The sequence below is a fragment of the Flavobacterium commune genome (genome assembly GCF_001857965.1).
GTDB classification, from domain to species: domain Bacteria; phylum Bacteroidota; class Bacteroidia; order Flavobacteriales; family Flavobacteriaceae; genus Flavobacterium; species Flavobacterium commune.
On sequence record NZ_CP017774.1, the window covers coordinates 174,511 to 189,463 of the forward strand.

The 14,953-nt window shown below is 33.5% G+C and carries 17 protein-coding genes and 3 tRNA genes; 15 read left to right on the forward strand and 5 right to left on the reverse strand.

Annotated elements, in window-relative coordinates:
- Positions 1–89: 89 nt before the first annotated feature.
- Entirely contained in the window at positions 90–485 is a 396-nt protein-coding gene (locus BIW12_RS00615) for a hypothetical protein (RefSeq protein ID WP_071183331.1), read from the forward strand.
- A 775-nt stretch (positions 486–1,260) separates the two neighbouring features.
- A complete protein-coding gene (locus tag BIW12_RS00625; protein WP_071183333.1) occupies positions 1,261–1,641 on the forward strand; it encodes a DoxX family membrane protein in 381 nt (126 codons plus the stop codon).
- A gap of 66 nt (positions 1,642–1,707) precedes the next feature.
- Here the strand turns inward: BIW12_RS00625 and BIW12_RS00630 are convergent, their stop codons facing one another.
- The 3 genes from BIW12_RS00630 to BIW12_RS00640 form a co-directional block, all read right to left on the reverse strand.
- The gene (locus BIW12_RS00630; RefSeq protein ID WP_071183334.1) at positions 1,708–2,241 is read right to left on the reverse strand and encodes a redoxin domain-containing protein; all 534 of its coding nucleotides are present in this window, start codon (positions 2,239–2,241) and stop codon (positions 1,708–1,710) included.
- Between the two features lie 68 nt (positions 2,242–2,309).
- Positions 2,310–2,792 carry a Crp/Fnr family transcriptional regulator gene (locus BIW12_RS00635; RefSeq protein ID WP_181161666.1) on the reverse strand — a complete coding sequence of 161 codons (483 nt, stop codon included), beginning with the start codon at positions 2,790–2,792 and terminating at the stop codon, positions 2,310–2,312.
- A 111-nt stretch (positions 2,793–2,903) separates the two neighbouring features.
- Complete coding sequence (locus BIW12_RS00640; RefSeq protein ID WP_071183336.1) at positions 2,904–4,016, reverse strand: lactonase family protein; 1,113 nt, start codon at positions 4,014–4,016, stop codon at positions 2,904–2,906.
- Positions 4,017–4,146: 130 nt separating this feature from the next.
- On the opposite strand from BIW12_RS00640, the gene BIW12_RS00645 reads away from it, so the two are divergent.
- From BIW12_RS00645 to BIW12_RS00660, 4 genes are read left to right on the forward strand one after another with little or no spacing between them, the layout of a single operon-like run.
- On the forward strand, positions 4,147–6,075 hold the full coding sequence (locus BIW12_RS00645; RefSeq protein ID WP_071183337.1) for a vWA domain-containing protein: 1,929 nt from the start codon (positions 4,147–4,149) through the stop codon (positions 6,073–6,075).
- A gap of 14 nt (positions 6,076–6,089) precedes the next feature.
- On the forward strand, positions 6,090–7,343 hold the full coding sequence (locus BIW12_RS00650; RefSeq protein ID WP_071183338.1) for a dihydroorotase: 1,254 nt from the start codon (positions 6,090–6,092) through the stop codon (positions 7,341–7,343).
- Between the two features lie 6 nt (positions 7,344–7,349).
- A complete protein-coding gene (locus BIW12_RS00655; RefSeq protein ID WP_071183339.1) occupies positions 7,350–7,670 on the forward strand; it encodes a DUF4870 domain-containing protein in 321 nt (106 codons plus the stop codon).
- A gap of 8 nt (positions 7,671–7,678) precedes the next feature.
- On the forward strand, positions 7,679–8,326 hold the full coding sequence (locus tag BIW12_RS00660) for an alpha/beta hydrolase (RefSeq protein WP_071183340.1): 648 nt from the start codon (positions 7,679–7,681) through the stop codon (positions 8,324–8,326).
- A gap of 84 nt (positions 8,327–8,410) precedes the next feature.
- Here BIW12_RS00660 and BIW12_RS00665 read toward each other — a convergent pair whose 3' ends face one another.
- Entirely contained in the window at positions 8,411–9,421 is a 1,011-nt protein-coding gene (locus tag BIW12_RS00665) for an FKBP-type peptidyl-prolyl cis-trans isomerase (protein ID WP_071183341.1), read from the reverse strand.
- A gap of 78 nt (positions 9,422–9,499) precedes the next feature.
- Between BIW12_RS00665 and BIW12_RS00670 the strand changes: the two genes are divergently transcribed.
- Together BIW12_RS00670 and BIW12_RS00675 are read left to right on the forward strand one after the other, a co-directional pair.
- Positions 9,500–9,889: an RNA-binding S4 domain-containing protein gene (locus BIW12_RS00670; RefSeq protein WP_071183342.1), complete on the forward strand. Its 390-nt coding sequence runs from the start codon at positions 9,500–9,502 to the stop codon at positions 9,887–9,889.
- Between the two features lie 121 nt (positions 9,890–10,010).
- On the forward strand, positions 10,011–10,511 hold the full coding sequence (locus BIW12_RS00675; RefSeq protein WP_071183343.1) for a phosphoribosyltransferase family protein: 501 nt from the start codon (positions 10,011–10,013) through the stop codon (positions 10,509–10,511).
- Here the strand turns inward: BIW12_RS00675 and BIW12_RS00680 are convergent.
- The gene (locus tag BIW12_RS00680; protein ID WP_071183344.1) at positions 10,503–11,021 is read right to left on the reverse strand and encodes a shikimate kinase; all 519 of its coding nucleotides are present in this window, start codon (positions 11,019–11,021) and stop codon (positions 10,503–10,505) included. The two genes, BIW12_RS00675 and BIW12_RS00680, sit on opposite strands and share 9 nt — an antisense overlap.
- A 127-nt stretch (positions 11,022–11,148) precedes the next feature.
- On the opposite strand from BIW12_RS00680, the gene BIW12_RS00685 reads away from it, so the two are divergent.
- The 7 genes from BIW12_RS00685 (at position 11,149) to BIW12_RS00715 (ending at position 14,932) form a co-directional block, all read left to right on the forward strand.
- Positions 11,149–11,221, forward strand: a tRNA-Lys gene (locus BIW12_RS00685).
- A 42-nt stretch (positions 11,222–11,263) separates the two neighbouring features.
- Positions 11,264–11,336: transfer RNA gene (locus BIW12_RS00690), tRNA-Lys, on the forward strand.
- A gap of 42 nt (positions 11,337–11,378) precedes the next feature.
- Positions 11,379–11,461, forward strand: a tRNA-Leu gene (locus tag BIW12_RS00695).
- A gap of 374 nt (positions 11,462–11,835) precedes the next feature.
- Positions 11,836–12,435: a nitroreductase family protein gene (locus BIW12_RS00700; protein WP_071183345.1), complete on the forward strand. Its 600-nt coding sequence runs from the start codon at positions 11,836–11,838 to the stop codon at positions 12,433–12,435.
- Between the two features lie 173 nt (positions 12,436–12,608).
- Complete coding sequence (locus BIW12_RS00705) at positions 12,609–13,490, forward strand: pirin family protein (RefSeq protein ID WP_071183346.1); 882 nt, start codon at positions 12,609–12,611, stop codon at positions 13,488–13,490.
- 7 nt (positions 13,491–13,497) lie between these two features.
- Positions 13,498–13,995 (forward strand): hypothetical protein, encoded by a 498-nt coding sequence (locus BIW12_RS00710; RefSeq protein WP_071183347.1) that lies wholly within the window; start codon positions 13,498–13,500, stop codon positions 13,993–13,995.
- A 64-nt stretch (positions 13,996–14,059) separates the two neighbouring features.
- A complete protein-coding gene (locus BIW12_RS00715; protein ID WP_071183348.1) occupies positions 14,060–14,932 on the forward strand; it encodes a DUF808 domain-containing protein in 873 nt (290 codons plus the stop codon).
- Positions 14,933–14,953: the final 21 nt, after the last annotated feature.

A 14,953-nucleotide genomic window follows, 5' to 3' on the forward strand; every position in this document is an offset into this window, starting at 1 on the left:
TTTATCTTTATTTGTAGGAATATTTTAATATATTTGAGAGTTATTAAACTCTATTTCTAAAATTGTATTCCTAAAAAATAACAATCATAATGAATTACTACATCAAGATAATTCTAATCTTAATTTTTTATTGCATAATAAATCCGGTTTTTACATCTTTATATTTAAGTATTTCTGGTTTACCTGGAGGAAACGTGGGAATGATACCTTATGGAATTTTACTAGCTAATATGATTGCCACTCTTATTTCTTTACTGATACTCTACCTAATAAGACTAAAAAAAACGATTGGAATAAATTTATCAATAGCAACAAATAATTTAATTTATATTATCACGCTCATTTATTTTGGACTTAATCCATTTTTTGATGAAATGGGAAAAGATTATGCAAAACTTGATTTCGTAATTCTTTTGTCTTCATTTTTATCCTCGATAATAGCAGTTGTAGTTTTTAAAATAGTACATGCAAGATGCTCAAATTAATTTATACAAAACCAAACTTGTTTAAAATGCTAAAAAAACATCAAAAATTTGCCCTGATTATTTGTGTATTACCAATCTTTGCAAACATCATAGCTCATTTAACACAAAACTACAAATACAATGAAAATCTAAGATATATCTATCTAATTGGAATTATTACTGTTTACTGTTCTTAGGGAATTTCATTTATATGGGGCTTGATAAATTCTGTAGAAATTTCATCCAACAAAAACACTTCAAAATTATTTAAAATAGTTTGGACAACTATTAGCTTAATTCCAATTATATATCTGTTTTCTATGCTATTAATAAGCATAATTTATAAACCTCTATAGCAATGATGTAGTATTCACCTGCTTGCCTAGCTTCAAAATAAAAGCTTTATCCCCGAATGCGCGGAAATTCTTTCCATACCCGCAACGATGAGCAACTTTGTCGAGTTACGTGATGAGATTCCTCTATCGTCGGAATTGACAAAATTGAGGAAGTCTCCCAAAACCAACTTAATTCTCGTCTTTTTTCACAAGAAACACTCAATTGAATATTAAATTAACATTTTTATAAATAATAATTTTCGAATATCAGAAAAATCAGTTTATTTTTTTGTAAATTTACTATACAATATAAAAACACAACACGATACTCATCGTTGTACAGTTTTAAAATACTGGTTTTTCTGATTGAAACGGTTTTTAGGAATGAGTTATAACTAACAATGAAAGTGCTGAACCGCAACAGAATTTTATGATTTGTTAACCCATAAAACCAATATATCATGAAAATTGCAACCCTAATTATTCGTACATTAATGGGAGCTATATTCCTTTGTACTTCTCTCAGCTACTTTTTTTTACCAAGCCCTGAACCTGTTTCCACAGGTGATTTCAAAGCATTTCAAGTTGGTCTTATTGCATCAACTTACTTGATGCCATTAGCAAAATCAATTGAATTTTTATGTGGACTTTCTTTTCTGTTAGGGAAATTCACCACCTTGGCTAACATTGTAATCTTCCCGGTAATTATTAATATCGTACTCATTAATTACTTTTTAACTCCAAGCAACCTGCCTATCGGTATTGGTATTCTTTTCGGCAACATCTTCTTAATCTATTCGCACTGGGAGAACTATAAAGGATTGTTTAAAATGAATGGTTAAAATAAAAACATAAAAATCGTTTTAAAGACAGAATCCCTGACAAAGAAAGTTAGGGATTTTTTTGAACTAATTTAACAACTTCTCCAAAGGATAATGATCAATTACACTATTACCATAATGTGCTATTTCAATTTGTTTATCTTTTCCAATTAAAAAATCAGCGGGGATTTGATTGATTGTCCCTTCTACTCTACCCATAATTTTAAATTCATTTTTAAAAGCCAGCTTTAAATTTTGAATTGCTTTTAACGAAAAAGTACGTATTGTTTTAAACCAGGAAGGATGCACTCCATACAAGGTATATAATTCCCTATTTCTATCGGCTATTATTACAAAATCAAAAGAATGACGGTCATAAATACTTGCTTTCAAACTCTCTTCCGAAGATTCAAAAACAGTAATTAATTTCAAATTATGTTTAGCAAAATTTTCTTTTTGCAGCATAATTTTGGCAATTTGAACATTACACATTGGACATTCGGCATACCTAAAAAAACTTAAAATAATTTTTTGATTCTCAATCTGACTAAGATCTATGATGTTTCCAAAAATATCTTTGGTAACAAATAAAGGTGCTTTTTGCCCTGAAACTAATTTCATAATCGATGTTGTTTATATTATACATCCACAAATTTGAAATTAAAACAAGAATTCCTACTTGATTCAAATCAAGAAATTTTAGCCCGAATTCTGCTTAAAGTCTCCGGTTTCATCATCAAATAAGAAGCAATATATTTTAAAGGAATTTTATTTATCAAATGTCCACTTCTTTTAATAAAAACGGCATAACGTTCCTGAGGCTTTAAAGTAAGTAATTCCACCTGTCGTTGAATATGCCCGGTCAATGTAGACTCAAGCATAGATTGATACCATAACGCAATTTCAGAATTGCTTTGAATCAGCGGCAATAAATCCGATTTAGCAATAGCAACTAATTCAGTATCTAAAATAGCTTCTATGCTTATCAACGAAGGCGTTCCTTCAATAAAAGTCTGAAAACAAGTAATCAATGAATTTTCATAACCAAAACCCATATTAATTTGTTCTCCATTTTTATCTATCACAAACAGGCGTACACATCCTTTTTTCACAAAATACAAATTGGAATCTTTTTGCTTAAACCCTAAAAGTAATTCTTTTGTTTTAAGCATTTTATTTTTATTCCAAAACCCTAGTAAAGTCTTCCTTGATTCAGTTCCTAAAATTTTGTTTTCAGACAAAAAATGCGACAATGCTAAACTCATAATAATACAATCCAAAAATTATATTTTAGTAAAAACCAGACAAACAGGAGCGCACAAATAGATTCTTTTGCCTGTGTCTTCGAGTGCTCCCGTTGTTTTATCAATTTTAAAAATTACTACATCATTCGAATATTGATGAGCAACCAAAAGAAAATTCCCCGAAGGATCAATTGCAAAATTTCGCGGTCCTTTTCCCAATGTACTGTTTTGCCCCAATGATTCCAACTTGCCATTCTTTTTAACTTTAAAAATCGAAATCGTATTGGCTTCTCCTCTGTTGGAAGCATATAAAAATTTCCCGTCAGGCGAAATATGAATATCGGCTGAACTAAAAGTTCCTTTGAAATCTTTTGCCAAAATAGTGGTTTCGTCTATTTTTTTTAATTTTCCATTCAAATAATTAAACGTCGTCAGGCTACCGTCTAATTCTTGCAATAAATAAACCTGCTTTCCGTCATTACTAAACGTTAAATGTCTGGGTCCACTACCCGATTTCACTGCAATGCTATCGAAATTTTTCAAAACTTCAGTATTTGAATTCGGATTGTACTCATAAGAATACACCTTGTCATTTCCTAAATCATTTACCAAAACAAACTTTTTATCGGGTGAAAAATACACCATATGAACATGAGGTTTCTCTTGTCTTTGTACATTTATTCCTTTACCAAAATGTTGAATTAGCTGTTTAGCGGCAGTAATACTTCCATCTTCATTTTTTCCAAAAACGGCAATATTTCCTCCGGAATAATTAGCAACAATAACATTTTTATCGTCGTTTATAATGTAGCAAGGATCAGCACCTTTAGAATCCTGCTGATTCATTAGGTTTATTGCACCACTTTTTGCATCAAATTTAAAAGAACTTACTGCGCTATTAGCACCATTCTCATTAACAGCATACACAAATTGATTATCCTTAGAAACAGTCAAATAACTAGGACTAACAACCGTTGAAGAGGCATTTTTAAAACTAAACTCAGCTGTATTCGTATCAAAATCATAAACATAGATACCTTTGCTTTCACAGCTGTTAGTATAAGTTCCTATGAGTAAATTCAATTTGTTTTCCTGAGCTTGAACTCCAATACAAAACAATCCTATAAATACAATTAGAAGGTCTTTTTTCATTTTCTTATTTTTAGTGAATGCTAAAATACATATTAATCTGTGTAATCTGTCACTAAAAAAATCTCAGAAGCGAAAAGCAAAGTGCATAGTTTTAACTATTTTTGGATATTAAATAAAACCCAAAACAAGAATGCAATTCAAACATCCCGAAATTTTATACTTTCTGTTCTTATTGATTGTACCTGTTTTGGTTCATTTGTTTCAATTTCGTCGGTTTAAAAAAGAATATTTTACCAATGTTCAGTTCTTAAAATCGATTTCCATCCAAACCCAAAAAAGCTCGCAACTCAAAAAATGGTTGCTGCTTTGCTGCCGTTTATTGCTACTTACTTTTGTTATTTTGGCTTTCGCCCAACCTTTTTTTGATGCTAAAGACCACAGCAATCGTTCGAATAAAATGTATATTATTCTGGACAATTCTTTCAGTATGCAAGCCAAAGGAAAAAAAGGCGAATTACTTAAAAGAGCCGTACAGGAATTACTCGAAGAAACTCCCGAAAACACTAAATTCTCATTGCTTACCAATACCGAAAGCTATTGGAACACCGACATCAAATCGATTAGAAATACGCTGCAAAATTTAAAATACAGTGCCATTCCATTTGAATTAGATCATTTGTTAGCCAAAATAAATGCGCATCCTACCAATGCAAAAAAGGACATTATCATTATTACAGATGCCATTGGAATTGAACAAAAACAACTCAAAAGTATTTCTAAAAATGATGTCAGTTATTTTATAATTCCAAAATCGGAACAAAAAAACAATGTGGCTGTTGACAGTGTTTTTATCAATGAAACGACTGCTGATTTCTATGATATCAATGTGGCTTTATCAAGTTATGGCGAGGCGATAAAACCGGTTTCTGTGGCAATTTACAATCAAAATAAACTGATTGCTAAAACAGTTTCTAATCTGGAAAGCCCGAAAAAATCATTGCATTTTAGCATCCCTAAGCAAGCTTTTCAAGGTTATGTTTCCATTTCTGATAATAGTCTGGCTTATGATAACAACTTTTATTTCAGTATTTCAAAAGTCAAAAAAACAAATATCATCAGCATTGGCGAAACCTCAAAAAGTAGCTTTTTACAACGCATTTACACCAATGACGAATTCAATTACAGCAATTCCGAATTGGCTCTGTTAAACTATAATAACATTGAAAAACAGGACGGAATTATCTTAAATGAATTAGACGAAATCCCACAGGCTTTACAAATTACCTTAAAAGCTTTTGTCCAAAAAGGCGGTAATCTTATTGTTATTCCTTCGGCAAAAAGTTCGATTAGCAGTCTAAATTCTTTTTTGGGGAATTTTGGAAACATCCAATTCAAATCTTATCAGGATACAGAAAAACTAATTAGTAAAATAAACTTCAATCATCCTTTATTTTCAGATGTTTTTGAAAATAAGATTAGTAATTTCCAATATCCTTCTACCAAGGCTTCGTTTGCCTTTTCAAGTTTCAGTCCGGCGGCTTTGCTTTATGATGATCAAAGTGCTTTTCTATCGGCAATCTTCAATCCCGTATCGGCTGTCTGTGTTTTTTCGGCACCTATAAATACCGAAAATTCCAACTTTCAACAATCGCCATTAATTGTTCCTACGTTTTACAAAATGGCATTATATAACCAAAACAATGGTGTAAACGCACTAACTATTGGAAATCAAATTCCTTTTATTGTTGATGCCACATTATCAAAAGATGCTATTTTAGAAGTTAAAAATTCGAACGAACAATTTATTCCTATTCAACAAATCATGAATACTAAAGTCAAAATGACTTTTAATGATTTGCCTTTGGAAGCAGGGAATTTTGAAATTTACAATCAAAAACAATGGGTAGAAAACATTAGTTTTAATTACAATAGAAGCGAAAGTAATCTAAACCCTTTGGACAACAACTCCATATCACAATACAACACCGCCGAATCTATTGAAAGCGTTTTTCATACCCTACAAACCGACCGAATGGATAATCAACTTTGGAAATGGTTTGTTATCTTTGCACTGCTCTTTCTGGTATGTGAAATGGCAATTATAAAATTCCTGAAATAAAATATTCTCTATATATGAAACTAATTATCCGAAACGCCAAAATTATCGACCCTCAAAGTTCTTTTCACAATCAAACGGTAGATATTTTAATTGTAGATGGATTAATTGAAAAAATCGGAGCTTCTTTACCCAATCCAGAGCAGGCAGAAGAACTAAAATTAGATAATCTTCATGTATCTCAAGGTTGGTTTGACAGCAGCGTTTCTCTGGGCGAACCTGGTTTTGAAGATCGCGAAACCATCGCTAACGGATTGTTGGTTGCTGCAAAAAGCGGTTTCACCGGAATTGGTTTACAACCCAATTCTTTCCCTGTAATTGACAATCAATCCCAAATTAATTTTGTAAAAACCAAAGCTATTGGTCACGCAACAACACTTTTTCCTATTGGCGCCTTAACTAAAAATGCCGAAGGAAAAGACATGGCTGAATTGTTTGACATGAAACAAGCCGGAGCGATTGCTTTTGGAGATTATAATAAAAGTTTTGAAAATGCCAATTTGTTAAAAATTGCTCTTCAATACACTCAGGACTTCAACGGATTAGTGATTGCTTATTCTCAGGATTCTAATATAAAAGGACAAGGTGTGGTAAACGAGGGAGTAGTTTCTACCCGATTAGGACTGAAAGGAATTCCTAATCTAGCAGAAGAATTACAAGTTGCCCGAAATTTATTCTTACTCGAATATACTGATGGAAAATTACATATCCCAACCATTTCTACAGCAAAATCAGTAGCATTAATCAAAGAGGCCAAAGCCAAAGGATTGAATGTAAGCTGTAGTGTAACGGTTCATCATCTAACAATGACCGATGAAAAATTAGACAGTTTTGATACCCGCTATAAAGTGACTCCGCCTCTAAGAACAGAAGAAGACAGACTGGCATTACTAGACGGGATCTTGGACAATACTATCGACATGATTACAACTGACCATAATCCTATTGACATCGAACACAAGAAAATGGAATTTGATATGGCAAAAAACGGAACCATTGGTCTAGAAAGTGCTTTTGGAGCCTTAATGGACGTATTGCCTTTAGAAAAAGTAATCGAAAAATTAACTAGCGGGAAAACGATTTTTGGAATTGAAAATGCTTCTATCAATGAAGGAGCTACAGCCAACATCAGTCTGTTCAATCCTGAAGGAGAAAGTACTTTTACAAAAGCTGCTATTTTATCGAAATCTAAAAACTCAGCCTTTTTAGGAATACAAACAAAAGGAAAAGCATACGGAATTGTAAATCAAGGTCAATTAATTTTAAGATAAAACATCATGAATCCAGATAAAGAAGGTAAAAACATAGCCATCATTAGCTATTTCACTATTATTGGAGCAATCATTGCTCTTTTTATGAACGCCGATAAAAAAAGTCCTTTTGCTTCTTTCCATATCCGTCAGGCCTTGGGTATCTTTCTATCCTTTTTTTTAATTGGATATTTTATTGGATATTTTGATAGTTGGACGATTTCATCCGCTTTTTATTTGTTTTATTTCATCCTTTGGATCTATGGATTTATGGGAGCTTTACAAGGACAAATGAAACCAATTCCAATTTTAGGAGAACAATTCCAAAAAATATTTAAAAACGTTTAGCTTAAAAAATGAATTTATCCCTAGAATACCTCATCAGAGAACCAAAAATAAAATCAGAAAAAAATCCTTTATTGCTTTTATTACACGGTTACGGAAGCAATGAAGCCGACTTATTCTCCTTTGCCTCTGAATTACCGGAAGAATATTATGTTATTTCGGCTCGTGCTCCTTATGACTTGCAATACGGAAGTTATGCCTGGTATGCTATTAATTTTGATGCCAATGAAAACAAATTCTCTGACCACGAACAAGCAAAATTATCTCGTGATTTAATTGCAAAATTCATCGAAGAATTAGTTGCTAATTATCCTATTGATGAAAAGAACATCACTCTTTTAGGCTTCAGCCAGGGTGCTATTTTAAGTAATGCTATAGCATTGTCACACCCTGATAAAGTTCAAAAAGTAATTGCTTTGAGCGGTTATATTAGCGAACCCATATTTGAAGAAAATTATAAAAACAATGATTTCTCTAATTTAAAAATATTCGCAGCCCACGGAACAGTCGATCAGGTAATTCCAATAGAATGGGCACGAAAAACCAAAGCTTTTTTAGACAATTTAGCAGTAAAATCTGTTTATCACGAATATCCAATTGGTCACGGAGTTTCACCTCAGGAATTTAACGACTTTAAAAACTGGTTGATAAAGGAGTAATTCTATAAAGCAGCAATTGCAAAAAAAAATCCCGTTTTGTTCATCAGTACAAAACGGGATTTTTTCTATTTGATAAAGCTAGATTTAGTGACAAGCTGAATCTAAATGCTTTTTCTTTCTGCTTGAATTAGTTGTATTCCCACTACAATCAGGAATTGATGCAAAAGGAGTAACAACACCATTTATTGTTATTTCTGATCTGGTAGTAAATTTATCTCCATCATCATCAATATCCAAATAATCAGGAATGCCGTCTTTATCAGAATCATCAGTTTCAGTAACTCTTAAATAGCCATCACCATCAATATCTTCTAGATAAGAAGGAATTCCGTCATTATCTAAATCAGATCTTTTAACTGCGTACAATTTAAAACTAAAAACCAATGGAGAATAACTTGGTATAGACCCTTGCCCTGAACTGTAATAAGCTAATCCCGAAGGCAAAAACATCACTCCTGCCCCATAATTAGTATGCGTTACTGTTCCATCTCCATTTGAAACAGGAGTATCTCCTGTTCTAAATTCAGGGAAAACTTCGCTCCAACCCGTTATAACACCTGTTAAATTAAAAAAAGATTGCGGGTATCTTAGTACTTCAAATTGACTTGCTAAAAGCTCAGAAGGCACAGCTGGTTGTGCTGGAGTATCACCTGAAGCAGGCACAGCTTCTTTAGCAACTGTACGATACAAATAATCTCCTCTGTAGGATGTCAAAACCTCATCGACATTAGTTGGTTTCTCTCCTACTCCTTCTCTTAAAACTAGATAATAGATTTCGTATGTTATTTCGTGTAATTCAACAGTTTTTTTCAATAATTTAGGAAAAGTACTGCTGTTCAAATATGACATTATGGATGGTTGAGTACCAGAATTTGTAATTTTTTTAATTATTACATCATTATCAGCAAAATTAGGATCCGCAATATCTATATAATAAGTCTCCAAGTATTCTTTGATAGCAATACTATCTATTGTAAACTGTTCTTGAAAATCTCTAAGAGGTACTTCTTCAATAGAAGAATTATCGTCTTTCGAACATGAAAATAAAGAGAGGCTTGTAATTATTAAAATAAAATAATACTTAAATTTGTTCATTATAGCTGAATTTTAAGTGCGCAAGATACAATATTGATTTATTTTTGTAAACTATTTAACTCTGATTTTACAATTTTTATGCGAATAGATAAATATTTATGGTGTGTCCGATATTACAAAACCCGAAATATGGTTACGGAGGCCTGTAAAAAAAATCACATCACTGTAAATGGCGTGGTTGCAAAGCCCTCAAAAGAAGTTTTTCCTACCGATAAAATCACTTTTAGAAAAGACCAAATTACACAAATCATCACAGTTCTGGACATTCCCGAAAATCGTGTGGGTGCAAAACTCGTTGATATTTATCGAAGAAACGATACGCCTGCCGAAGTCTATCAGCATTTGGAATTATTAAAATTATCCAAAGAACATTATCGAAAAACAGGAACAGGACGACCAACTAAAAAAGACCGAAGGGATATTGACGACTACGGAAACGAAATTCATCATGAAGACGAAGAAGATTAAAATTACAAATTCAAACTTTTAGAAACGTATGTACAACTTTGTTTTTTTATCCTGAAATTTGGGAATTTGGGATTTAAAAATTGGAATTTAAATTTACCTATATTAGCAAAAAAATAATTTTATGAGCAAAAATATCATTCTAACCAACCTGGAAATTAAACACAAAACAAAACGTATTGCTTACCAAATCTATGAAACCTTTATAGACGAAGAAGAAGTGGTACTTGCCGGAATTGCCAGTAATGGCTATATATTTGCCGAAAAAATTGCTCAGGAATTAAAAACTATTTCCGACTTAAAAATCCTATTGTGTGAAGTGCACATTGATAAACAAAATCCTAATCAAGCCATAACAACTTCCATTCCCGCCGAAAACTATGCCAATAAAGGTTTGATTCTTATTGATGATGTGTTGAATTCTGGCACAACCTTAATTTATGCAGTAAAACACTTTTTGGATGTGCCATTAAAAAAATTCAAAACAGCGGTCTTAGTCGATCGAAACCATAAAAAATATCCTGTAAAAGCCGATTTTAAAGGGATTTCTCTTTCTACTTCTTTATTAGAACACGTTAGAGTAGAATTTGACCAGGACAATGATAATTATGCCTGGTTAAGCTAAAATTGCCAAAATATCCTCCACTGTCTGCGCAATAGTTCTTTGATCTACAACAACACTATGTTGCGCCTGATTGTAATAATAACTTCTTTCAAATAAATGAGTAGCAATAAACTCTTTCATCTCGACATCGTTTTTGTTTGCGATAAGGGGTCTATTGCTTTTATTTAAGGATAATCTAACTACCAGGGTATCTATAGAGGCTTTTAGGTAAATAGACTCTACATCTTCTCTTTTTAATAATTCATGATTATTGGCATAACAAGGGGTTCCCCCTCCTAATCCGATAATAACTGCTTCGGGAAGATTCAGTAATTCCACAAAACATTCATGTTCTAACCTCCTAAAATGGATTTCTCCCTTTTCGGCAAATATGGTTTTGATGGTCATTTTTACCTTTTCTTCGATAAATTCATCCAAATCGATAAAAGGAATCTCCAGTTTTTTAGACAATTCTTTGGCGATAGTTGACTTTCCGCAACCCATATAACCCAACAGTATAATTTTCTTCATAGAATAAAACCCTATAAACTAAGGTGTTAAAATTTATTATTAAAAAAAGACAAATTTATAATAAAATAGCTTGGAAATAATAAAAAAAACGTCTTATATTTGCACCCGCAATCAGGGAACGATGCAAGACTCGATAGCTCAGTTGGTAGAGCACATCACTTTTAATGATGGGGTCCTGGGTTCGAGCCCCAGTCGGGTCACAAATTAAGTGATTCACTTGAAAAACGTTTTCTGATGCATTTGACTCGATAGCTCAGTTGGTAGAGCACATCACTTTTAATGATGGGGTCCTGGGTTCGAGCCCCAGTCGGGTCACAAAAGGTTAAGTAAATATTTACTTAACCTTTTTTACTTTTAGGCCATGTGGAGAAACGGTAGACTCGCCATCTTGAGGGGGTGGTGCTCGCAAGGGCGTGAGGGTTCAAATCCCTCCATGGTCACTTTCAAAAAAAGTGTTAAATCAATTGATTTAACACTTTTTTTTATATTAAAAAAAATATAATTTACCTACAAATACCACGCGGTTCAATAATTCCTGCAAAGTGACAAGACAGGAATTGAACCACTAATAATTATCCCTCTTAAAAGTACTAAATAACAGAATTACATCTACATTCTTAAACATCTCAAGAAACCTCTTAAAGGTAAATTAACATCAAAAAAGATTATGGTTTTGAAAAACACACCCTTTCATTATCCCCTAATACAAGACCTTATATTTTTTCTATCAGTTCCGTTAGTTATCTTCCTAATCCAATTTGTAGAGACCTATTATTAACTTAAATTTGCAGTTATTCAATTAGTAAAAAAGACCATGGATATTTTAGATTTAATTCAACGAAGATATACTGCCAAGCAATACAACGCTACTAAATCCATTCCGCAGGAAAAAATCGAGGATTTAAAAGAAATTTTACGCCTTACCCCTTCTTCCATCAACATCCAGCCCTGGAAATTTACTTTTGTACAAAATACCGAAATAAAAGCTAAATTAGCTGCTGTTTCGATGCACAATACCGAGAAAATCAACCAGGCGCAATTGTTAGTCGTTTTTTCGGTGGCAGATGATTTGGACGTTTTTCAAAAAGTAGTGGATAATGAATTGCCAGCATTTAGGAGAGACTGGTACAACCAAATGAAAGCAAGCATGCCGGAAGCCGATTTAAAAACCTGGCTGGCCAAACAAGTCTATATTGCTCTGGGGGTAGGTTTAACTGCCAGTGCTGCATTAGGACTGGATTCGACTGCTATGGAAGGTATTGAAGCAGATAAATATAAGGACATTCTCAATATGAACAGCCACCAGCCTCTTTTTGCTATGGCCGTAGGTTACGGTGCTGAAGAGGATTTCAACCGATTAGAAACAACACCAAAATCGAGAAGATTGCTGGAAAGTGTAATTGAATCAATCTAAACCGTTATCTGTACCAAAAATACTAAGAGCTTTTTAATTTAGTTTTGTCAGCATGTGCCGAATTTTCGGAATGTCGAGGACTCCGCTTAGTGAATAAACAAGCACTTCGACAAGCTCAGTGTAACAAAAAATAGAATACAAAAATTATAAAAAACGATTTAAACCCAAATGTCATGTCTAATATCAACCTCATTATCGAAGAACGTGCTGCCGATATAGGCAACTTTCTGGTAGGCCGATTGCTGCCTTTTCGCCAAAAACGCATGGTGGGGCCTTTTATTTATATCGATCACATGGGTCCTGTAAAAATGAATGAACGCCAGAATTTTGATGTTTTGCCACATCCGCATATTGGTCTTTCTACACTTACCTTTTTATTCGAAGGCAGTATCATGCACCGCGACACTCTGGGGAATGAAGTCGAAATAAAACCGGGCGAAGTCAACTGGATGACCGCAGGAAAAGGCATTGTACACTCCGAACGCACTCCTGAGTATTTACGCCATTCCGAAAAAAACATGCACGGCTTACAAATTTGGGTTGCCTTACCCAAACATTTGGAGCAAATGGAACCAGAGTTTTTTCATATTGACAGCAGCGAAATTCCTTCGTGGAAAGAAGATGATGTCGAATTCAAATTGGTTGCAGGAGAAGCTTTTGGTAGAAAATCCAATGTACCGGTCTATAGCCCGATGTACATGCTGGAGATAAAATCGGTTACAGAGAAAAAATTAAATATTGGGCAACATCTGTATGGTGAAGCCGGTCTTTATATTCTGGAAGGCGGAATTGAAAACGACGGTAGCGAATACGGTCCTAAACAAATATTAGTGGCAAAAAACAGTAGCCTTTGTGGATTTACCATAAAACCCAATTCGACTATCTATATTTTTGGTGGTGAAGCCTATCCCGAAGAACGATTTATCGACTGGAACTTTGTTGCAACAGACAAAGCATTAATTGAGCAAGCCAAACAAAACTGGACGGAACAAAAATTTGACAAAATAAAAGGCGAAACCGAATTTGTTCCTCTTCCTGCGTATCCTAAAAAGTAAAAAGCGAATGTCGAAACGAGATGAATTAGAACAATTTCCTTTGTATCAAAAAGCAGAGCAAATTTATAAAATTACCCGAGGATTAATAGAAATTGTTCCTGCTGACAATGAATATCTTCAGGAAACCACGGTTCGATTTATGATGGAAAACGCCATGATAATCCCCGCTAAGATTGCTGGAGCTCAAGCAGTGGAGTTGTATGATTTGAAAATGGAAAACGCAACTATCATTCGGAAAGCTGCACGGGAACTTTATGTTCAGGCAGGAAGTTTGCGCTTTGAAGAAGCTATTTCAGACCAGGATTACATTCATTTATTAAGAAATGAGATCGATGAATTCCGACTCTTGTTTATTGACTGGGTTGCCGGTTTTGATGTTTGGAATTACATCAAAGACGATTGGGGTTTATTCAATCCGCCGGGAGTAAGTGCTCATGACAAAGATCCGGATGACGACATTTCTTTTAATCCCGATGATTTTCTAAATTTTGATGACGAAGAGTAATTTTACATTAAAATTCAATCAAAAAGTAGTAATTTCGCTCTAATAAATAAACAAAAAAAATTTTATGGCATCAGGTTTTTTCGCACTATTAGATGATATCGCAGCAATTATGGATGATGTTGCGGTGATGAGTAAGGTGGCAGCTAAAAAAACAGCCGGTATTTTAGGCGATGATTTAGCAGTAAATGCCGAAAAAGCTTCGGGATTTGTTTCGTCAAGAGAACTTCCTGTTTTATGGGCTATTGGTAAAGGTTCCTTTATCAACAAATTAATTATTTTGCCCATAGCCTTTCTGTTAAGTGCTTTTTCACCAATGGCTATCATTATCATTTTAGTAATTGGAGGACTTTATCTGGCTTACGAAGGTGCCGAAAAAATATATGAATTTCTATTTCATCGCCACCACAGCACAGCGGCCATTACGGACGAAACCCTGAGCGAAGAAGAAATTTTAAATCTTGAAAAAGGAAAAATAAAATCGGCTATTGTAACTGATTTTATTTTGTCGGTCGAAATTATCATCATTGCACTAGGTACTGTAATTGGAGAACCTTTGAGCAAACAAATAATTGTGGTTTCTATAATTGCAATAGTTGCAACCATTGGGGTTTATGGTATTGTAGCGTTAATTGTCAGAATGGATGAAGCGGGTTTAAAACTAATTCAACTGAGTTCAAAAGAACAAAGTTTTACAAAATCCTTAGGTACTGTTCTGGTACAGGCTTTACCAAAAGTTATCAAAAGTTTATCGGTTATAGGGACAATTGCTTTACTTCTAGTTGCTGGCGGTATTTTTGTACACAATATTGATTTTTTACATCATTTTGCTCCACAATTACCAGCAATAATCAAAGAATTCACTGTTGGATTAGTCTTTGGATTTGTAGTATTAGGAATTGTAAATCTGTTGAAAAAAATCTTTGGCAAAAAACAATAAGTAACTGGAATGAAATAATGT